At 71.4% G+C, this 19,961-nt stretch carries 20 protein-coding genes; 9 read left to right on the forward strand and 11 right to left on the reverse strand.

The window, feature by feature from the left end; all coding sequences use genetic code 11:
• Positions 1–4: 4 nt before the first annotated feature.
• A complete protein-coding gene (locus tag ACVKXF_RS03585) occupies positions 5–856 on the reverse strand; it encodes a pentapeptide repeat-containing protein (RefSeq protein ID WP_456794849.1) in 852 nt (283 codons plus the stop codon).
• Positions 857–1,080: 224 nt separating this feature from the next.
• Here ACVKXF_RS03585 and ACVKXF_RS03590 point away from each other — a divergent pair, with 224 nt between their 5' ends.
• On the forward strand, positions 1,081–1,269 hold the full coding sequence (locus tag ACVKXF_RS03590; RefSeq protein WP_148061809.1) for a hypothetical protein: 189 nt from the start codon (positions 1,081–1,083) through the stop codon (positions 1,267–1,269).
• A 30-nt stretch (positions 1,270–1,299) separates the two neighbouring features.
• Here the strand turns inward: ACVKXF_RS03590 and ACVKXF_RS03595 are convergent, their stop codons facing one another.
• Genes ACVKXF_RS03595 through ACVKXF_RS03610 form a run of 4 tightly spaced genes read right to left on the reverse strand, consistent with a single transcriptional unit; the run spans position 1,300 to position 5,028 of the window.
• Positions 1,300–1,956 carry a response regulator gene (locus ACVKXF_RS03595; RefSeq protein ID WP_456794850.1) on the reverse strand — a complete coding sequence of 219 codons (657 nt, stop codon included), beginning with the start codon at positions 1,954–1,956 and terminating at the stop codon, positions 1,300–1,302.
• Positions 1,953–3,242 (reverse strand): sensor histidine kinase, encoded by a 1,290-nt coding sequence (locus ACVKXF_RS03600; RefSeq protein WP_456794851.1) that lies wholly within the window; start codon positions 3,240–3,242, stop codon positions 1,953–1,955. The genes ACVKXF_RS03595 and ACVKXF_RS03600 overlap by 4 nt, the downstream gene beginning before the upstream one ends.
• Positions 3,239–4,120, reverse strand: coding sequence for an ABC transporter permease subunit (locus ACVKXF_RS03605; RefSeq protein ID WP_456794852.1), 882 nt, complete (start codon positions 4,118–4,120; stop codon positions 3,239–3,241). The genes ACVKXF_RS03600 and ACVKXF_RS03605 overlap by 4 nt, the downstream gene beginning before the upstream one ends.
• A complete protein-coding gene (locus ACVKXF_RS03610; protein ID WP_456794853.1) occupies positions 4,117–5,028 on the reverse strand; it encodes an ABC transporter ATP-binding protein in 912 nt (303 codons plus the stop codon). The genes ACVKXF_RS03605 and ACVKXF_RS03610 overlap by 4 nt, the downstream gene beginning before the upstream one ends.
• Before the next feature lie 113 nt (positions 5,029–5,141).
• Here ACVKXF_RS03610 and ACVKXF_RS03615 point away from each other — a divergent pair, with 113 nt between their 5' ends.
• Together ACVKXF_RS03615 and ACVKXF_RS03620 are read left to right on the forward strand one after the other, a co-directional pair.
• Positions 5,142–6,137, forward strand: a complete 996-nt coding sequence (locus ACVKXF_RS03615; RefSeq protein WP_456794854.1) for an alpha/beta hydrolase — start codon at positions 5,142–5,144, stop codon at positions 6,135–6,137.
• A gap of 9 nt (positions 6,138–6,146) precedes the next feature.
• Complete coding sequence (locus ACVKXF_RS03620) at positions 6,147–6,713, forward strand: GNAT family N-acetyltransferase (RefSeq protein WP_456794855.1); 567 nt, start codon at positions 6,147–6,149, stop codon at positions 6,711–6,713.
• Between the two features lie 111 nt (positions 6,714–6,824).
• Here the strand turns inward: ACVKXF_RS03620 and ACVKXF_RS03625 are convergent, their stop codons facing one another.
• The 6 genes from ACVKXF_RS03625 to ACVKXF_RS03650 all read right to left on the reverse strand — a co-directional run bounded on the left by ACVKXF_RS03625 (position 6,825) and on the right by ACVKXF_RS03650 (position 11,772).
• Positions 6,825–7,397 carry a TetR family transcriptional regulator gene (locus ACVKXF_RS03625; protein ID WP_456794856.1) on the reverse strand — a complete coding sequence of 191 codons (573 nt, stop codon included), beginning with the start codon at positions 7,395–7,397 and terminating at the stop codon, positions 6,825–6,827.
• Positions 7,394–8,245, reverse strand: a complete 852-nt coding sequence (locus ACVKXF_RS03630) for an MBL fold metallo-hydrolase (RefSeq protein WP_456794857.1) — start codon at positions 8,243–8,245, stop codon at positions 7,394–7,396. The genes ACVKXF_RS03625 and ACVKXF_RS03630 overlap by 4 nt, the downstream gene beginning before the upstream one ends.
• The gene (locus ACVKXF_RS03635) at positions 8,242–8,970 is read right to left on the reverse strand and encodes an alpha/beta fold hydrolase (protein ID WP_456794858.1); all 729 of its coding nucleotides are present in this window, start codon (positions 8,968–8,970) and stop codon (positions 8,242–8,244) included. Before ACVKXF_RS03635 ends, ACVKXF_RS03630 begins: the two co-directional genes overlap by 4 nt.
• A gap of 38 nt (positions 8,971–9,008) precedes the next feature.
• Positions 9,009–9,380, reverse strand: coding sequence for a VOC family protein (locus tag ACVKXF_RS03640; RefSeq protein WP_456794859.1), 372 nt, complete (start codon positions 9,378–9,380; stop codon positions 9,009–9,011).
• Positions 9,381–9,487: 107 nt separating this feature from the next.
• Positions 9,488–10,183 carry a helix-turn-helix transcriptional regulator gene (locus ACVKXF_RS03645; protein WP_456794860.1) on the reverse strand — a complete coding sequence of 232 codons (696 nt, stop codon included), beginning with the start codon at positions 10,181–10,183 and terminating at the stop codon, positions 9,488–9,490.
• Positions 10,184–10,290: 107 nt separating this feature from the next.
• Positions 10,291–11,772 carry a mannitol dehydrogenase family protein gene (locus ACVKXF_RS03650; RefSeq protein ID WP_456794861.1) on the reverse strand — a complete coding sequence of 494 codons (1,482 nt, stop codon included), beginning with the start codon at positions 11,770–11,772 and terminating at the stop codon, positions 10,291–10,293.
• A 184-nt stretch (positions 11,773–11,956) separates the two neighbouring features.
• Between ACVKXF_RS03650 and ACVKXF_RS03655 the strand changes: the two genes are divergently transcribed.
• The 6 genes from ACVKXF_RS03655 to ACVKXF_RS03680 all read left to right on the forward strand — a co-directional run bounded on the left by ACVKXF_RS03655 (position 11,957) and on the right by ACVKXF_RS03680 (position 19,798).
• A complete protein-coding gene (locus ACVKXF_RS03655; RefSeq protein ID WP_456794862.1) occupies positions 11,957–12,595 on the forward strand; it encodes a TetR/AcrR family transcriptional regulator in 639 nt (212 codons plus the stop codon).
• A 74-nt stretch (positions 12,596–12,669) separates the two neighbouring features.
• On the forward strand, positions 12,670–15,330 hold the full coding sequence (locus ACVKXF_RS03660; RefSeq protein ID WP_456794863.1) for an MMPL family transporter: 2,661 nt from the start codon (positions 12,670–12,672) through the stop codon (positions 15,328–15,330).
• A 241-nt stretch (positions 15,331–15,571) separates the two neighbouring features.
• Positions 15,572–16,012, forward strand: a complete 441-nt coding sequence (locus ACVKXF_RS03665; RefSeq protein ID WP_123314145.1) for a MarR family winged helix-turn-helix transcriptional regulator — start codon at positions 15,572–15,574, stop codon at positions 16,010–16,012.
• A gap of 51 nt (positions 16,013–16,063) precedes the next feature.
• Positions 16,064–16,276 carry a hypothetical protein gene (locus ACVKXF_RS03670; RefSeq protein ID WP_173169183.1) on the forward strand — a complete coding sequence of 71 codons (213 nt, stop codon included), beginning with the start codon at positions 16,064–16,066 and terminating at the stop codon, positions 16,274–16,276.
• 40 nt (positions 16,277–16,316) lie between these two features.
• Positions 16,317–17,408 (forward strand): alkene reductase, encoded by a 1,092-nt coding sequence (locus tag ACVKXF_RS03675; protein ID WP_340196776.1) that lies wholly within the window; start codon positions 16,317–16,319, stop codon positions 17,406–17,408.
• A 263-nt stretch (positions 17,409–17,671) separates the two neighbouring features.
• On the forward strand, positions 17,672–19,798 hold the full coding sequence (locus ACVKXF_RS03680) for an acyltransferase family protein (protein WP_456794864.1): 2,127 nt from the start codon (positions 17,672–17,674) through the stop codon (positions 19,796–19,798).
• Positions 19,799–19,961 lie beyond the last annotated feature (163 nt).

Genomic DNA, 19,961 nt, shown 5'->3' on the forward strand with positions numbered 1-19,961 from the left:
CGGATCACGGGACGGACCAGTGCCCGGGGCGCTCCAGATCGTCGGGGAGCACCGTGGACGCGTCGCCCTGGGCAGCGTTCACCTGGGGCTGAGTCAGGAACACCGCGTTCGACAGGTCCGCTCCCCCGAGCCGGGCATCGCGCAGGTCCGCCCCGAGCAGGTCCACGCCCGACAGGTCGCAGCCCCGCAGGTCCGCGGCGATCAGGACCGCACCGCGCAGGTCGGCCCCGGCCAGGGAACGGGCACGGAGGTCGCAGCCGGCCAGGTCTGCCGACGGGTGCAGGTCACCGACCGCGTCGCCGGCGGCGGGGTACCCACCTCGGGCCTCCGCGCTGACGTCGATCAGGACAGAACGGACCTCGGACCGGAGCGACTCGACGTCCACCGCGAGGACGTCGGCCAACTCGCCGTCGAGGATCTGCTGGATGCGGACCCGGAGCACGGTCGGCACTTCCGCCGACCCCAGAGTCGTCGAGCGGGACACCGCCTCGGCCAGGTACCAGAGCATCTCGTGGAGCTGCCGGGCGACGGCGAAGGCCCGGAACATCTCGGGCTTCGAGTCGGGTTCGTCGACCCAGCTCGTGCCGTCGAACAGGACCTGCGAGACGTACTGGCCGGCCCCGAAGCAGTCGAAGGTGGTGCATCCGGTGAAGCCCCGTGGGCGGAGGGCCTGGTGGATCGTGCAGGAGAAGTCGTCGGCCAGGTTGCGGCACGGTGTCCCTGCGGGCTTGTCGATCGGGAAGTCACTGGACCGCTGGAACCCGAAGGCGGTGCAGCAGAGCGCGAAGCAGTCACCGCACGAAGCGCGGAGTGCCGAGCGGTCGGCGGGAGAAGCAGGAGCAGAAGAAGGAGTCATGGACGGACGGTCTCTCTGGAGTGGTCTCGACAGGGCGCCGGGGTGCTGGGGAACTCCGTCGGGAGTCCCCGTTCCGGGCGCACGAGACCACCACCCCTCGTCCGAGGAGCGAACCGGTGTCGCTGGATGGGCTCTGCGTCACAGAGCGGGAGAACGTGTCACTGCGGCCAGGCTAGCGGCGCGCGACTGCGCCCGTCCGCAGTCCCGTCGCGTACGGTGCACCTGTGACCAGAACCCCGGCAAGACCGCACCGCCTCGTGCTGATCGCCGCCGCCGTCGTGCTGGTGATCGGCATCGTGCTCCTGTTCACCCCGTGGGACGGGCTGATCCCCGTGCTCGCCTGGGTGCTCATCGTGGCGTCCATCACCCTCGGCGCGATCACCCTGTTCTTCTCGCGCGCTCCCCGCAGCTGAGCACGCCCGCGCCGCGCGATCGGCGCCCGGTCAGGACCGCGGGACGAGACCGTGCTCGTAGGCGAAGATGACCGCGTGCACCCGGTCGCGCAGCTCGAGCTTGCCGAGCACCCGCCCGACGTGGGTCTTGACCGTGGACTCGCTCGTCACCAAGTGTGCGGCGATCTCGGGGTTCGACAGCCCGCGGGCCATCGCGAGCAGCACGTCGCGCTCACGCGGGGTCAGGGGCTCCAGCGGGTCCGGACCCGCCGGCCGGTCGTCCGGCAGCACGGAGCCGAAGAGCTCGAGCATCCGCCGCGTCACCCGCGGTGAGACGGCGGCCTCGCCCGCTGCCACCGACCGGACGGCGTCGAGGAGCTGCGCGGCGCTCACGTCCTTCAACAGGAACCCGCTCGCCCCGGCACGCAGGCCACCGAACGCGTACTCGTCCAGGTCGAAGGTCGTCAGCACGAGCACCCGGGTCTCGGGGACCTGTTCGACGATCGCGGCCGTCGCCGTGACGCCGTCGACGTGGGGCATCCGGACGTCCATCAGCACGACGTCCGGACGCAGGGCATGGACGAGCCGCACGCCCGCACCGCCGTCGCCGGCCTCACCGACGACCTCGATGTCGGGTTGCGCCTCGAGCAGCAGCCGGAACCCGGTCCGGATGAGTTGCTGGTCGTCGACGATCGCGACGCGGATCATCGGTCCTCCGTCCTGACCGGGATCGTCGCCCGGATGTGCCAACCGTCGGTGCCGTCGCGGGAGCCCGCGCGAACCTGCCCACCCAGCGCGTGGATGCGCTCCTCGATCCCGATGAGCCCTCGACCCGACCCCGTCGTGGCGTGGGCCGACCCGTCGGGCCGAGCCGGGCCTCCCGTCCGACCGTCGTCGGTGACGACCACGGTGACCTCGGTGGCGGACGCGGCCATCTGCACCTCCACCGATCGGACGTGCTGCGCGTGCCGGGCGGTGTTGGTGAGGCCCTCCTGCACGACCCGGTACACGGCGAGCTGCAGGGCGTCGTCCTCGGGGACGACGCCGACGAGCTCGAGGGCGACGGGCGTGCCCAGCGCACGGAACCGGTCGACGAGTTGCGGGACGTCGTGGACGCCCGGCTGCGGCGCGAGCGCGGGTTCACCGTCGCCGCCGAGCACCCCGAGCATGCGGCGCATGTCCCCCATCGCGCCGCGGCCGACGTCGGCGACTCCGCGCATGGCCGTCGTCGCTGCGGACTCGGCCCCGCCGGACGACGGCCCGGCGGAGGACCCGGCCGCCGCGCCCTCGGCCAGCCGCACCATCACCGTGAGCGAGTGGGACACGATGTCGTGCATCTCGCGCGCGATCCGGGCCCGTTCCGCGGCGGTGGCGAGCTGCGCCTGCTGGTCGCGCTCCCGGGCCAGCTGGTGCGCGCGGTCGATCAGGGCCTGCGTGTAGCGGCGGCGGTTGGCGACGTTGATCCCGATCAGCACCGCTGCGAGCAGGAAGGCCGTGGGCTGGGGGTACAGGACGTCCGCGAGCCCGCCGGATCCGGGTGCGATCACCCAGACGCGGAGGGCCGTGGCCCCGGCGGCCAGCACCGTGGCGACCGCGGCCGTCCACCATCCGGCGGCACGCGACCACCATACGGTCGCGGCGTAGACGGTGAAGAGCACCGGCGAGTACCCGGCCTGGGTCCACGTCATCGCGACGACGGATGCGAGGCCGAGCACGGCCGTCGCCGCGGGGTGCGTGCGCCGGAGCGGGACGCCGGAGACGGCGATGACCACGAGGACGACGACCGTGAGCCGAGCGGCGGGGCTCCCGTCGACCTGCCACGCACTCCGGAACGCCACGAGGACCTCGATCGCGCCCCAGAAGACCATGAGCAGCGCATCGGTCAGGACCGGGTGGCGCGTCCAGAACCGCCGGAGTCGGCCGGGTGCGTCGGGCAGGGCGATGCCCCCGGCGCCGTCCTGGACGGCACCGGGGGCGAGGTCGGCAGAGGTCACGCGTCCCGCTTCTCGACCAGGGCGAGCGCCGTCACCGAGGCGACGACCACCCAGGCCAGCAGTACCGCGAATCCGCTCCATCCCCCCAAGGCTAGGACGCCGTCGTGCCACCCCGACGTCACCTCGGTGCCGAACTGCATGAGCGGTTGGCCGGCGTTCTGCGGCAGCAGGTTGGTCAGCGTGCCGAGCCACTCCGCTCCGGTGAACGACTGCACCAGCTGCACCACGACCGGGGCGACGAGCATCAGCCCGAGCACACCCGCGATCGCCCCGGCGGTGGAACGCAGGACCACCCCGACCGCGAAGGCGAGCAGCGCGATGAGCGTCAGGTAGACGGAGGCGCCGAGCAACGGCATCGCGACGCTCGCGTCCAGCGACGCCTCGACGTTCCGCCCCGCCGCGATCGGCAGGGTGATGAAGGCGGTTGCCCACACGCTCACGGCGCTCGTGACGAAGACGACCACGGCGAGGACGATCGCCTTCGCCGCCAGCGCGACCGACCGCCGCGGGACCGCCGCGAACGAGGAGCGGATCATGCCGGTGCCGTACTCGCCGGTGACCACGAGAGCGCCGATCACCGCGACGATCAGCGACGAGAGCATCGTGCCGCTCGTGCTGTAGAGCACGAGCGCATTCCGAGCCGAGTCACCCGTGAGCCCCTGACCGCCGTCGTCCGCGAAGACCGCCAGGAGCACGCCGATGCCGATCGGCAGGACGAGCACCAGCAGGAAGCTCCACGCCGTCGACCGCAGCGAGCGGAGTTTGATCCACTCCGAGCGCAGGACGCCGGAGAAGTGGATGCCGGACGAGTGGACGCCGGACGAGTGGCTGCCGGCTCCGTCGTGCCGCGGCGGGGCGTTGCTCGTGACCGCGCTCACCGGGCCACCTCCGATCGGTACTCGACCTGGTCGTGCGTGAGTTCGAGGTAGGCCTGCTCCAGACTCGCCTCGGTGGTGGCGAGCTGGTGCAGGACGATGCCGGCAGCACCCGCTGCCTCACCGATCTGCTCGGCACCGAGGCCACGGACCTGCAACGACCCGTCGCCCTCGTAGCCGATGGTGATGTCCGGGCCGGCGATCGCGTCGAGGAGCCGCTCGGGCTCCGGCGTCCGCACGGTGACCGACCGCTCCGTGGCGGCGGCCACCAGGTCCGCGATGTCCGTGTCCGCGAGCACGCGGCCGCGGCCCATCACGACGATGCGGTCGGCGGTCAGGGCCATCTCGCTCATCAGGTGGCTCGAGATGAACACCGCACGCCCCTCGGCGGCCAGGCTGCGGGCGAGCCGACGCACCCACACGACGCCCTCGGGGTCGAGGCCGTTGACCGGCTCGTCGAGGATCAGCGTCTGCGGGTCGCCGAGCAGGGCCGCCGCGATCCCGAGCCGCTGCCCCATGCCGAGCGAGAACCCGCCGACGCGCTTCTTCGCGACGTTCTCGAGGCCGGTCATCCCGATGACCTCGTGCACGCGGGCCGCCGGGATCCGGTGCGTCGCGGCGAGCGCGGACAGGTGGTCGAAGGCGCTGCGGCCCTTGTGGACGGCCTTCGCCTCGAGCAGCGCGCCGACGCGACGCAGTGGGTCGCGCAGTTCACGGTAGGGGCGCCCGTCGACGTGGGCGGTACCCGAGGTGGGCCGGTCCAGCCCGACGACGGCGCGCATCGTGGTGGACTTGCCGGCGCCGTTCGGACCGAGGAAGCCGGTGACGACGCCGGGACGCACCGTGAAGGACACGTCGTCGACGGCGACCTTCTCGCCGTAGCGCTTGGTGAGGTTCTGGATCTCGATCATGCGGCAACGGTACGGAGACGGCCGGGTCCGGCACATCGCCGTCGCAGACGATCTCCGCGGGGCGGTCGTGGTACCCCGGTACCACCCGCAGCGGTGCCGGATACGGTGGGGACATGGTCGTCCAGCGCTGGCACGAGGACGTCCTCGGGGCGCCCTACGAGCGACTCGAACTCCCGCTCGGCAACGACTCCGAGGGGCCCGTCGTCGCCACCCTGGTCCGTCGTCGCCACACCCCGACCGACCTGTTGCTGCACGGGCGCGGACCGCTGCACGGCGCTGACGTGCTGTACGTGCACGGGTGGTCGGACTACTTCTTCCAGACGGAGTTCGCCGAGCGGGTCGAACGGCTCGGTGCCCGCTTCCACGCACTGGACCTGCGGAAGTACGGCCGGAGTCTCCGCCCGCACCAGACCCCGGGCAACGTCGACGACCTGGCGGTGTACGACGAGGACATCGCCGCTGCGCTCGACGCCGTCTCCGCCGAGCACCCCGGCCCCGGCGAGCGGCGGCTCGTGCTGATGGGGCACTCCACCGGCGGTCTGACGCTGTCGCTCTGGGCTGCGCGGCACCCGGAACTGGTCGACGGGGTCATCCTGAACAGTCCTTGGCTCGAGTTCCAGGCGACCGCCGTGGGCCGGGCGATCGTCGCGCCCGTCATCAAGCTCGGCGCGAAGCGGAACCCCCTCGCTCCGATGCCGGCCGTCGACCCCGGGTTCTACACGCGCACCGTGTCGGCTGCCGGCGAGGGCACGTGGACGTACGACCAGCAGTGGCGGCCGGACCGCGGGTTCCCCCTGCACCCCGGGTGGCTCGCGGCGGTGTTCGCGGGACAGGACAAGGTCGAGCACGGGCTCGGCATCCAGGTCCCCGTGCTGGTCATGCTCAGCGACAAGAGCATGTTGCAGCCCCGGTGGGACCCCGGGATGGCGCACGCCGACGTCGCGCTGAACGTCGACACGGTGGCGCACCGCGCGCTGTCGCTCGGTGACGAGGTCACGGTGCGGCGGCTCGCCGGCGCGGTCCACGACGTGGTGCTGTCCGCGCCCGACGTGCGGGAGCAGGCGTACGACGCGATCGGGCGGTGGGCCACGACGTTGCTCCCCCGCTAGCGTGGCGGGATGACCGACCGCTCCGTCCGGCTGACCCGCCTCGACCCGACCGGGGTCGACCACGACGCCCTCGTCGACTTCCTGTCGACCGAGGAGTTCCCCTTCCACGTGCGGCGGACGTGGAGCCGGGCGGACGCCGTCGAGGCAGTGGACTCCGGGTCCTACCGCGACGACGAGCACGACTCCTACTGGATCGACCACGCGGAGCACGGTCGCGTCGGGTTCGTCCGGCTCGAGGACCTGGAAGACCCGGTCCCGCTGTTCGACCTGCGCATCGCCGGCGCGTTCCGCGGCCGCGGACTCGGCGTCCCGACGCTGCGCGCGGTCACCGACCACGTCTTCGGCACCCTGCCGTCGGTGACCCGGTTCGAGGGGCAGACCCGCGAGGACAACACGGCGATGCGCCGGGTCTTCGTGCGCGCCGGGTGGGTCAAGGAGGCGCACTACCGCGAGGGGTGGCCGGTCGAGGGCGGCCGCGCGGTCGCGTCGGTCGGCTACGGGATCCTGCGCCACGACTGGGAGACGGGCGAGACGACGCCGGTGCCGTGGGACGACGACGTGCTCCCCGACGGCTGACGGTGCGGCGGGTTCCGGGTCGCGATGCAGAGCGGACGGGAGGCCCGGGTGACGCCCGCCACGGCCCTTCCGCCGGGGCGGGTGGCTGCGTCCAGTGCGTGACGCGCACGATCAGCCGCCGGTGGCCGTCCGGAGCGCGCTGCACGTGCGCCGGAACGCCGCGCTGAGCGACTCCCCCGCGGGGTGCTCCGCCCACGCGTCGAACGCGGCGCGCAGCGCGAGCAGGGCCAACGGCACCGCGAACCGGTCGGCGCCCTGCCACGCCGACTGCAGCTCGAGCGTCCGTGCCGCGTCCCGCTCGAGCACGGCGGACAGCAGTGCCGGGTCGGCGACGAGCAGTGCGCGCACCCGGACCAGGCGGTCGAGGTCGTCGCTCCGGTCGCGTTCGAGCACCACGAGCACCTCGGCGATCACCTTGGTCAAGGCGGCGAACGTCACCGGGCCGGTCACGGCGGCGGTGACGGCGTCGTGGACGTCGCGCGAGACGAACAGGAACGCGTCGACCTTCGAGGCGCAGTACCGGAAGAACGTGCGCTCGGTGATGCCGGCCGCGGTGGCGATCTCGGCCCCGGTGACGACGTCGAACCCGCGCGCGCCGACCAGCGCGACCGCGGCGTCCTCGACGGCACGCTCCGTCGCCCGGCGGTTCTGCGCCCGGCGGTTCTGCGCCCGGACCTCCGTCACGACACCGACCGCGCGGAGACCGTCTCGCGCTGCCAGAGCGCTGGCAGCCGGAGGTCGACACCGTCGGCGTCCGCCAGACGGGTGAACGCGCGCATCGTGACGTCGAGGCGGTCGAGCTTCTTCGGCAGGGGCGTGAGCGGACGGGTCAACGGTCGCCAGAACGCGTCCCAGTGCACCGGCCGGACGACGCTCGGACGCAGGGCGCCGACCGTCTCCTGCCAGTACTGCTCGATCCAGGCCGTCGGCTTCGCACCGGCGGCGCCCGCACCCAGGTAGACGGTGTCGGCGTGGAGCCCCGCGAACGCTCCGGGGATGAAGTTCGCCGTCGGGTGCACCAGTACGGAGCCGTCCGGGTGCTCGAACAGGAACGAGGAACACCCGCCGGTGCGGAAGTCGCGCATCCGGGCCGGCAGGGTGACCGGCTCGGTGATCTCGCCCGGCACCGCATCGCCGTCGCTGTGCAGCGCGTGCAGCGGCGTGACCGTGAAGGCCCCCACCGCGAACGACTCGCGGTCGTGGAGCTCCCGGAAGGGCACCCGGTCGAGCCCGTACCCGGTGGCGATCATCCGGGTGGACGCCGAACCGCCGAGTTCCGCCCCGGTGCGGTCCGCGACCACGGGGGCGTCGAGGGCGTGGTCGGCGTGCGAGTGGGACACGAGCACGGCATCGAGGTGGTCGACGTCGAACCGGGCGAGCGCGTCCTCGATCCGGGTGACGTCCGGGCGGAGCCGGCCGAGCACCAGCCGCGGGAACGAGGGCCGGCTGAAGAAGCCGTCCACGAGCAGCGACGTCGTGCCGTCGGAGACGAGGACGTTGGACACCCCGCCGAAGACCGTGGTGACGCTCATGCGTGGGCACCGCCGAGCACGTCGTCGAGCAGCCGCATCGTGCGCGCGGCGTCCTCCATCGCGAGGTCGTGGTGCACCCCGGCAACCCGTTCGACGTCCCATCCGAGGCGCTCGTACACCGGCACCTCGGCCTCGGGCACCACGTGCCGGCCGTCGTCGGTCAGCACGAGCGTCGACGGCACGAACGGAGGGGTCGGCGCCACCGGGGTCGTCGCGACCTCGCGCAGGACGTCGCGCAGCATCGTGCGGTCCCAGTGCCGGTGGCTCTCCTCGGCACGGGCGACGTTCGCAGGTCCCCACCGCGGATCGGTGCGGTCGTACGCCTTGACGAGCAGGGGCTGCAGACCCGGCAGCGCCCAGAACGCCCGACCGAGCACGCTCCGCCCCGGTGCCCGCAGGTGGAAGCCGGGGTCGAGGTACACGGCGCGGGAAGGGCGGAGTCGGTCGACGGCGTCGAACAGGACCCGTCCGCCGAGCGAGTGCCCGACCACGGCGTCGAGGCCCTGCGGCAGCGTCTCGGCGAGGTCGTCGGCGAACGCGGCGAGCGTGTACGACGCCGCGCGGTCGCTCTCGCCGTGACCCCGGAGGTCCGGCACGAGGAACGTGTACCGGTCCGGGTCGGCGTGGGACACGAGGTCGCGCCACACCAGCGCCGAACCGAGGATGCCGTGCACGAGTCCGACCCGGACCGGGCCGTGTCCGTGAGTCTCGACGTGGAGCTGCATGCGCACTCGATTCTGTCAGTGACTGACAGAATACATGCTCAGGCAGGGCGACTGAAGAGGTTCACGAGGTTACGGTCGGGGTCGCGGAACAGCGCCGACCGGTTGCCCCACGGCATCGTCGTCGGCGGCAGCACCACGTCGTCGAGGTCACCACGCAGCGCTGCGAACACGGCGTCGACGTCGGCCACCACGAACTCGAGGAACACGCCGCCGTTCGTGCCGGGCTCCGGCGCAGCCGGTCCGAGCATCGCCACGGTCGCGGGCGTCGCGAGCGCCAGGACCAGTCCCCCAGTCACGATCTCGGCGAAGACCGGGGCCGGCCGCCGTGCCGTGGTGCCGGTGACCAGCTCGTAGAACCGCACCATCCCGTCGAGGTCGTCGGTGATGATCCGGATGGATGCGAACTGCATGGTGAGCCCTCCTGGCCGGCCACCGTGACCGGACTCGTCGAGCCTGCGGGACCCCCGCGACAGCGTCCTGTCGGTGTTTCGGTGGATCAGCACGCGGATCGGGCGGCTCAGTCGCCGAGCACCGGACGCAGCACGCCGTGCGGGATGTCGAGTTCGTCGAGGTGGACCACCCGTGGCGGTGCCGGCTCGTCGGTCTCCTCGACCGCCAGCACCCGGTCACCACGGAATGCCCGGACGCCGTCACGCAACCGGCACCAAGCGACGAGGTACCAGTCCTCGCCCTTCCCGATGTACCCGAGCGGTTCGACGACGCGATCGGTCTCCGCGCCCGCTGCGTCGCGGTACCGCATCCGGACGACGCGCCCGCCGGTCAGTGCACCGGCGAGCGCCGTGGGAGCAGGGGTGCGCTCCCCCGACTCGAGCAGGTGCACCCGGCTCGCGAGCCGCGCTGCCCGTCGGGCGTCGTCCTCGGCCAGCACCGCGGTGACCTTGCGGGCGGCGCTGCGAGCCGCGTCCCGGAAGGGGCTGGAACCGAGCGTGCCGAGGCCGATCGCCACCGCGAGCGCCTCGTCGACGGTCAGCCCGAGCGGCGGGAGCGTCGCACGGGCGTCGATCGTGTACCCGCCGGTCCTGCCGGGCTCGGCCCAGATCGGCACGCCGGCCTGCTGCAGGGTCAGCAGGTCCCGCTCCACCGTGCGCACGCTCACCCCGAACCGCTCGGCGAGTCGGCGCGCGCTCCGCAGGGCGGGCGCGGCGGCGCGGAGCTCCTCGACGAGCGCGTACAGGCGGTCGATCCGGTTCACGACGCGACCATAGCCCGTGACGCGACCGGCATCGGACGGGAGGCCCGTGGCGACGCCGCCACGGGCCTCCCGTCCGCCATCCGGTCGCGGGCAGGGCGCGACTCGCGTCAGGAACGCGACAAGCGTTCGACCGTGGCGTGGGCGCCGTCGGCGATGAGCCCGTCGAGGGCGTCGCGGTACGCCGCGACGAACCGTTCGTCGTCGATCAGGTCGCCGAAGACCTGGCGGTTCGCGATGAAGGCGAGCCGGTCGTCGCGCTGGGTGAGCGCGATGCGGTGCAGCGGTTCGGCCAGCCGGTCGACGATCTGGATCGGCTCGCCGGACTCGTCCGTGCCCTCGTCGTAGCGCGCCCACGACGCGACGATGCCGGCGGACAGCGTGACGGGGCGGTCGGCGGCGAGGTTCTCGCGCACGACGGGCAGCAGCCACTTCGGGATCCGGTCGCTCGACTCGGCGCAGAGCCGGGCCAGGGTGTCGCGGACCTCGGGGTTCTGGAAGCGCTCGATGAGGGTGGACTTGTAGTCCTCGAGGTCGATGCCGGGCACGGGGTGCAGGGTCGGCGAGCCCTCTTCGTCCATGTACCGGCGCAGGAAGGTGGCGATCGCCGGGTCCTGCGTGGCCTCGTGGGCGTAGCGGTACCCGGACAGGTACCCGAAGTAGCACAGGCCCTGGTGCGAGGCGTTGAGCAGCCGGAGCTTCATGAGCTCGTACGGCTCGACGTCCTCGACGATCTGCACGTCGGCGTCCTGGTACGGCGGGCGCCCCGCGGGGTGGTCGTCCTCGAGCACCCACTGGAAGAAGGGTTCGGCGACGACGGGCCAGGCGTCCTCGATGCCGAGCTCGTCGCGGACCCAGGCGCGGTCCTCGTCGGCGGTGACCGGCGTGATGCGGTCGACCATCGAGTTCGGGAACGACACGTGCTCGTCCATCCAGTCCGCGAACGCCGGGTCCTGCAGGCGCGCGTAGGCGGTGAACATGTCACGGGCGACGTGGCCGTTGCCCTGGATGTTGTCGCACGACATCACGGTGAACGGCTGCTCGCCGCGGTCACGCCGCCGACGTAGGGCTTCGACGACGAGGCCGAACACCGTGCGGGGTGGTCCGTCACCGCGCAGGTCGGCCGCGACCCCGGGTTCGTCCGCGACGAACTCGCCGGTGACGTGGTCGAAGTTGTAGCCGCCCTCTGTGATGGTCAGGCTGACGATCCTGGTGTCCGGGTGCGCCATCTTCTCGACCACGGCGTCCGGGTCGTCGACCGCGAGCAGGTAGTCGACGATGCTGCCGACGACGCGGGACTCGCGGGTGCCGTCCGGGTGCTTGAGGACGAGCGTGTAGAGCCCGCCCTGCTCCGCCATCGCGGTGGCCATCCGGCGGTCCTGTTCGAGGACACCGACGCCGCAGATGCCGTACTCACGCGCTTCGCCCTGCTGGAGCAGTCGGTCGATCACCATCGCCTGGTGCGCACGGTGGAAGCCGCCGACGCCGAAGTGCACGATGCCGGCGGTGATCCCGCTGCGGTCGTAGGTCGGGACGGCGACGCCGCTCGCGGCGATCTCGTCGAGGGTCTCCGGGGACAGGCGGACGGGCATCGGGTACTCCTTCGTACGGCGGGCGTGCTGGCGGTCGCGCCGCCGGTCGCACCGGCGGTCGTGCTGGGTGCAGTCAACCACGTGCACATCTGTTCAGAACCGTGTTTCCACCGCGGGGTACGAACCTGAAGATGTACTCCTGCTCGTTGCACCGAGTGCATCGATGCACCTAGTGTTCTCATCTGTGACCCTCACGACCGACCGCCGCGCCGCCCTCAAGGCGAAGCACCGCGCGGCGATCCTGCAGGCCGCTCGTGACCTGATCGACGAACGCGGCGGCCGTGAGTTCAGCGTCGACGACCTGGCGGCGCGGGCCGACATCGCCCGGCGCACGGTGTTCAACCACTTCGCCTCGCTCGACGAGGTCCTGCTGGCCGTGTGCGAGCAGGAACTGTCCGTGATCATCGACCGGTTCCTCGCCGACATGGCGCGCACCCCGATCGGCGACGGCAGCCGGGCCTCGATGTTCGACGAGCTCGAGTCCGCCGCACGCGGTGCCGACCTGGCGGCTGCGATCTCGAGCATGTACCGGATCCTCGGCGACCCGGGCAAGGACGACCCGAAGGCCGCGGTCCTCACCCAGACGGCGTTCTCACGGGTCACCGAGCGACTCCGTGACGAGGTCGCACGCCGCTACCCGGCGGCCGATCCCCTTGACGCCGCCCTGCTCGTCGAGTCGCTCATGAGCGGCATCGTCGTGATCGCGGAACACTGGCTGGCCACCTCCGGCCCCTCGGTCGACGAGCAGTCCGTCGCCGACTGGGACGCCCTGCTGGCACGACTCGTGCACAGCGTCCGCAGCGGCTACATGCCCACCGACTGACACTTCCCTCCCAGGGGTCCACCGGCGCACCCCGCTCCACACAGCACCTGCAACGAAAGGAACGGGGCAACCGCATGGCCGGTCTCCTCTACCGTCTCGGACGGTTCTCCGCACGACGCCACTGGCTCGTGATCATCACCTGGGTGGTGATCATGGCCGTCGCCGGCGTCACCTACAGCCTGTTCTCGGGCACGATCTCGTCGGCGATCTCGATCCCCAACACCAAGACGAGTCAGGTGCAGGACGAGCTCGCCGACAAGTTCCCGTCCGCGAACGGCGGCAACGGCACGATCGTCTTCGAGACGAAGAACGGCAAGGCGTTCACCGACGCGCAGAAGTCGGAGGTCGCGGACTTCCTGGCCGAGGTCGAGAAGCTCGACGGCGTCAAGGGCGCGACGAGCGGGTTCGACACCCAGGACCAGCTCGACGAGCAGCGCCAGAAGATCGTCGACGGCCGCAAGGAGATCACCGACGGCCGCGCGAAGCTCGAGACCGGACAGGACCAGCTCGACGCCCAGAAGGCGCAGCTGACGTCCGGCAAGCAGCAGATCGCCGACGCGCAGGCGCAGTTGGACGCGCAGAAGGCCCAGGCGCAGGCAGCCGGCTCCGCAGCGGTCCCGGCAGCGCAGGCGCAGGCCGCGGCGGCGCAGCTCCAGCAGGCGCAGGCCCAGATCGACGCCCAGCAGGCGCAGATCGACGCCGGCGAGCAGCAGATCGCCGACGCGCAGAAGACGATCGACGCGAACACGAAGAAGCTCGACGACAGCGCCGAGGAGCTGGAGCAGGGCTCGAAGCTCCTCGACCTGTCGAAGGACGTCCGCTTCGTGTCGTCGAACGGCAGCGCGGTCATCGGCACCGTCCAGTTCACCAAGTCGACCTACGAGGTCCCCGCCGACACGAAGACGGCGATCGCGGACGACGCCGACTCGGCCGACATCAGCGGTGTCAACGTGTACGTGTCGAACGACATCGCCCAGGGTGTGCCGTCGATCCTCGGCCCGGGCGAGATCGTCGGTGTCATCATCGCCGCGCTCGTGCTCTTCCTGATGCTCCGCACGATCATCGGTGCGGCGATCCCGCTCGTCAGCGCCGTGCTCGGTGTCGGTGTGGCCTCACTCGCCTCGCTGTCGTTCTCCGGCCTGGTCGAGTTCATCTCGGTCACGCCCGTGCTGGGGGTGATGCTGGGCCTGGCGGTCGGCATCGACTACTCGCTCTTCATCCTGAACCGACACCGCACCCAGCTGAAGCAGGGCATGCAGGTGCACGAGTCCATCGGCCTCGCGAACGGCACCTCGGGCAACGCCGTGGTGTTCGCCGGCGCCACCGTCATCGTCGCCCTGCTCGCGCTGAACATCACCGGGATCCCGTTCCTCGGCCTCATGGGCACCGTCGGTGCGGTCGCGGTGTTCTTCGCGATCCTCATCGCCACGTCCTTCACGCCGGCACTGCTGTCCCTGATCGGGATGCGGATCCTGCGGAAGAAGGAGCGCGCGAAGATCGGCAACACCGGCTCGACCCGGGTGCCGAACAAGCCGATGAAGACCTGGCGCGCGATCGTCACGCTCGTCGCCGGCGTCGCCGTGCTCGGCACCATCGCGCTCCCCGCGACGCAGATGCGCCTCGGCCTGCCGACCGGCGCGTCCGAGTCCGTCGACTCGAGCCAGTACAAGGCGTACAAGGCCCTCGACGAGGAGTTCGGCGCCGGCCAGAACGGCCCGCTGCTCGTCGTCGCGACGCTGCCCGAATCGATCAGCAAGTCCGACGTCACCGCGACCGAGGTCACCATCGGCGGGGCCCTGGCGAAGAACGACGACGTCAAGGCCGTGCTGCCGATCGGCACCTCGTCGGACCGCGACATCATCGCGTTCCAGGTGAAGCCGGCCGGTGGACCGGACAGCATCTCGACCGAGAACCTCGTGAAGGACCTACGTGAGCAGACCGTCACGACCGACGACGGCACCGTCTCGCTCGGCGTCGCGGGCAACGCGTCGGCCAACATCGACGTGTCCGAGAAGCTGTCGAACGTCCTGCCGCTCTACCTCGTGGTGGTCGTCGGCCTGTCGCTCATCATCCTGATCATCGTGTTCCGGTCCTTCCTGGTCCCGATCACGGCGACGGCGGGCTTCATCCTGTCGGTGATGGCGTCCTTCGGTGGCCTGACCGCGATCTACCAGTGGGGCTGGCTCGGCTCCGTGTTCGGCGTGCACGATCCGGCGCCGATCCTGAGCTTCCTGCCCATCATCGAGATCGGCATCCTGTTCGGCCTGGCGATGGACTACCAGCTGTTCCTGGTGTCCGGCATGCGTGAGGCCTACGCCCACGGCGCCTCGGCGAAGGTCGCGGTCCAGCGCGGGCTGCACGCCGGTCGCGCGGTGGTCACGGCAGCGGCGATCATCATGATCTCGGTGTTCGCGGGCTTCATCTTCTCGGACTCCTCCACCATCAAGCCGATCGGCTTCGGGCTGGCGTTCGGTGTGCTCATCGACGCGTTCGTCGTCCGCATGCTGCTCATCCCGGCTGCGATGCACCTGCTCGGCCAGAGCGCGTGGTGGTTCCCGAAGTGGCTCGACCGGATCGTGCCGGACGTCGACGTCGAGGGCGCGAAGCTCGAGCGGTCGCACCCGGTCGCCGGCCAGCCCGGCCACGAGGACACCCACACGGGGTCGCACGCCCTCCCCGTGGCGCCGGACGCCAACGCGCACGACTCGGGGCACCCGCCCGCGCACCGCGCGTAGTCGACGCACCCAGCCTGGAGGCCCGGGGCCGGTCCACGAGACCGGCACCGGGCCTCCCGTGCGTGCGCCCACCCCGCGCCCGGCGACCTGCGACCCGCGACCCGCGACCCGGAGCGCCTGCAACTCTTGCGTCCGCGCCAGTGCGACAAGATCGATGTCGTACGACGTCGATCTTGTCGCATCGACCCGCGAGCCCACAGCGCCCCGAGAACACTTCGTGGGCGAACGGTATCGTGGGCACATGACCACCGATCCCGACCCGCTCGCGCTCGACCGGCAGCTCTGCTTCGCCCTCGCGGCGACGAGCCGGAGCGTCATCGGGCTGTACCGCGACCTGCTCGAACCGATGGGCCTGACGCATCCGCAGTACCTCGTGATGCTCGCGCTCTGGGAGCGGGACCCGCGGTCGGTGCGCGAGATCGCCGGCGAGCTCCGGCTCGACTCGGCGACCCTCAGCCCCTTGCTCAAGCGGCTCGAGGCATCGGGCTACGTCCGCCGGACCCGCAGCGCAGCGGACGAACGACAGCTCGAGGTCTCGCTCACCACGGCTGGGCGGGCACTGCGCGACCGGGCCCGAGCGGTCCCGCTGGCCGTCGCCGACCGGCTCGGCTGGCCACTCGAACGCCTCGAGGCACTCAAGGACGACCTGACCGAGCTACTGGATCGTGTCGACCAGGTGTGATCTGCGGCCGATGGTGCCATAATGGTTCGTGCACGAACGAAAGGATGCACCGTGGGTCGCTTCGGCAAGTGGTACGAACGGTGGAACACGACGCTCATCAACAAGATGGGTCCGTCACAGATCGGCGCCGGCCACCCCGAGGGCGTCGACGACCGGTCGGTGGACCGCGGCTGCCCCATCTGCGGCAAGCCCCTCTCGCTGCACCAGGTGATCCGCCCCGAGGGCCAGGTCCGCTCCTCGACCCTGGTGTGCCCGCGCGACTGACGGCGGGAATTGCACCGAGCAACACGACGTTGCTCCCCTCGTGAAGCTCTTCGAACCCACCTCCTTCGGCGCCCTGCGCCTGTCGAACCGCGTCGTGATGGCCCCGCTCACGCGCACCCGCGCCGGCGAGCACGGGATCCCGAACGACCTGCTCGTCGAGCACTACCGTCAGCGTGCGGGCCTCGGCATGATCATCACCGAGGGCACCTGGCCCGTGCAGGAAGGCCGCTCCTACCCCGGGCAGCCCGGCATCGAGACCGACGAGCAGATCGCCGGCTGGCGCCGCGTCGCCGACGCCGTGCACGCCGAGGGCGGCACCATCGTGATGCAGCTCATGCACGGTGGCCGCGTCTCCCACCCGGACATCTCGCAGACGCCGCGCATCGTCGCCCCGAGCGCCATCGCCGCCCCCGGACAGACCCACACCGCGACCGGCAAGGCCGACATGCCCGTCCCCCACGAGCTGACCACCGCCGAGGTGCAGGACGCCGTGCAGGGCTTCGCGCAGGCCGCCCGCAACGCGATCGCCGCCGGACTCGACGGCGTCGAGGTCCACGGCGCCAACGGCTACCTCGTGCACGAGTTCATGTCCCCGGTGTCGAACACCCGCACCGACCAGTACGGCGGCTCCCCCGAGAACCGCGCCCGCTTCGCGATCGAGGTCACGACCGCCGTCGCCGAAGCCGTCGGCGCGGACCGCACCGGCATCCGCCTGTCGCCCGAGCACGGCATCCAGGGCGTCATCGAGGACGACGCGGCCGACGTCCGCGCGACCTACACGGCGATCGCCGAGGGCCTCGCACCGCTCGGACTCGCGTTCATCGACGTCCTGCACGCCGAGCCGACCGGCGACCTGGTGCAGCACGTCCGTCGCACCGCGGGCGCACCGTTCATCGTCAACTCGGGCTTCAGCGCGATGACCACGCGTGAGGAAGCGATCACCGTCGTCCACGACCAGGACATCGCCGACGCGATCGCCGTCGGCCGTCCCGCCATCGCGAACCCGGACCTCGCCCACCGCTGGGAGCAGGACGCGGAGCTCAACGAGCCCCGCCCCGAGCTCTTCTACGGCGCGGGCGCCGAGGGCTACACCGACTACCCGTCGCTGGCCGAGGTGCGCGCGACCGTCTGACGCTGCGCGCGGTTCCGTCGGGGTTCTGCCCGGGTTCCGCGACACCCCGCCTGCGTGCTGCCGAGGTTCCATGACACCCCGCGTGCGTTCCGTCGAGGTTCCGATCAGGACGGTGCGTGCCCGCGAGGTTCCGAGATCTCGGAACCTCGCGGGGTGGGGGCGAGCGAACGACGGACGGGAGGCCCGTGGCGGGACCGCCACGGGCCTCCCGTCTTCTCGCATGCCGTCCCAGGGCATGACGCGCTTCTCGTAGGATCGTCGCAGTGAACACTGCAACGCCGGGCGAGCGGGGCCCCGCGCACCGCGCGCGCGACACGACGCGGTGGGACATCCAGGGCCTCCGCGCCTTCGCGGTGCTGGCCGTCGTCGTGTACCACCTGTGGCCGCACGCCCTGCGGGGCGGCTTCGTCGGCGTCGACGTCTTCTTCGTGATCTCCGGGTTCCTCATCACGGGACTCCTGCTGCGCGAACAGCTCGCCACCGGCACGATCCACCTCGGCCGGTTCTGGTCACGCCGGGCCAAACGCCTGCTGCCCGCCGCGCTCCTCACCATCCTGACCACCGGCGCCGCAGTGCTCGTCGCCGTTCCGAGCGCGCTGTGGGGGCAGTACGGCCGCGAGCTCATCGCGTCGACCGTCTACCTGCAGAACTGGGAGCTGGCGGCGAACTCGGTCGACTACCTGGCCTCGGCCGACGACCCCTCGCCGTTCCAGCACTTCTGGTCGCTGTCGGTCGAGGAGCAGTTCTACATCGTCCTGCCCCTGCTGCTGATCGGGCTGGCGGTGGCCGTGCGCGGTCGCCTCTCGACGCTGACCTCCGCACGACTGTTGCTCGGTGCGGTCGTCGTCCTGTCCCTGGTGTGGAGCATCGTGCAGAGCAGCACGAACCCCGGCGTCGCGTACTTCTCCACCGGCACCCGGGCGTGGGAGTTCGCGCTCGGCGGCCTCGCCGCGACCGTGCACCTGCCCGAGGTCCGCACCGAGGTCGCCCGACGAGTGCGCATGATCCTGACGAGCATCGGCGCCGTGGCCCTCGTCCTGTCGCTGTTCGTCATCGGGGCGGAGACGCCGTTCCCCGGTATCGCCGCGCTGCTCCCCGTCGCTGGCGCGACCCTCGTGGTGCTGTTCGGCGGACGCACCGTGTTCGAGTCGATCGGAGCGCTCGGTCCGGTCGCGTTCACCGGACGGATCTCGTACGCCCTGTACCTGTGGCACTGGCCGCTCGTCGTGATCCTGCCGATCATGCTCGGGCGCCCGCTCGACTGGGCGACCAGCACCTCGGTGCTCCTGGTGTCGGTCGGGCTCGCCGCAGCCACGACCATTTGGTTCGAGGAACCCGTCCGGTTCTCGAGCTGGCTGCGTGACCTGCGGCCCCGCGGGGTCGTCGCCCTCGGCGTCATCTGCACCTTCACGGTCGTGACCCTCGGCGCCTCGACCCTGACCGCGGTCTACGTGCAGGAGGTCCACGCGGAAGGCGCCACCAAGCAACTCACGAAGCAGCTCGCAACCGAACGGGCGCAGCACGACGAGTCCTGCATCGGCGCAGCAGCTCGGATCAGCTCCGCCGACCCCTGTGTCGACCCGGCACTGGCCGACACGCGCGTCCCCGACCCCGCCGCTGCCGAGGACGACGACGCGAACCGCCCCGAGTGCTGGAGCGGCACCTTCCGCACCTGCGTGCTCGGCAAGGCGACCGGCTGGTCCAAGCACCTGATCGTCATCGGCGACTCGCACAGCAACGCCCTGCTCGGCGCCTACGAGAAGATCGCCGACGACAACGGGTGGCGCATCGACCTGGCCGGCATCGGCGGGTGCTACCTCACCACGGCGCAGCAGAACTCGGTGAACGCCGGGTCGCTGCGCGGCTGCAACGCCTGGAAGCACGCGGCCATCGACTACGTCCGCGCCCACCGCGACGCCGACGCGCTGGTCGTCACCCACTCCGCCACGCAGATGCCCGTCAGCCTGCCGGCCGGCCCCTCCCGCGACATCGCGACCCGCAACGGCCTCGTCGACGCCTGGGAGCAGGCCGCAGGCGACGAGCTCCCCGTCATCGCGATCCGCGACAACCCGGTCCCCCGACCCGACGTCATCGCGTGCGTGAGCAAGATGTCCGGGCCGACGAACGCGTCGTGCGACCGGCCCCGCTCCGAGGCCCTCGCCCAGACCGACTCGTCGATCGAGGCCGTGCGGGCGTTCAAGGCCGCCGGAGGACGAGCCGGGGTCATCGACCTGACCGACTACTACTGCACCGAGACGACGTGCCCCGCGGTGATCGGCGGCGTGCTGGTCTACCGGGACACGACGCACATCACGGCAACGTGGGCGACGTCGTTGGAGCCGTACCTCGAGCGTGGGCTGCAGAAGCAGCTCACGGCGCTCGGGCGCTGAGCTGGGCGCTTCGTGAGCGCTGAGCGCGAGCGCTTCGTGAGCAGAAATGGTCGAGTCCTGTCGACGAACCCGACCATTTCTGCTCACGAAGTCGCGGCGACTGGCCAGCTGGACCCCGAACGCGGGCCTCCGCTGCGGGCGCCGTCCCTCTACTCTTGGGCCG

This window comes from Curtobacterium sp. PvP017, from assembly GCF_054060195.1.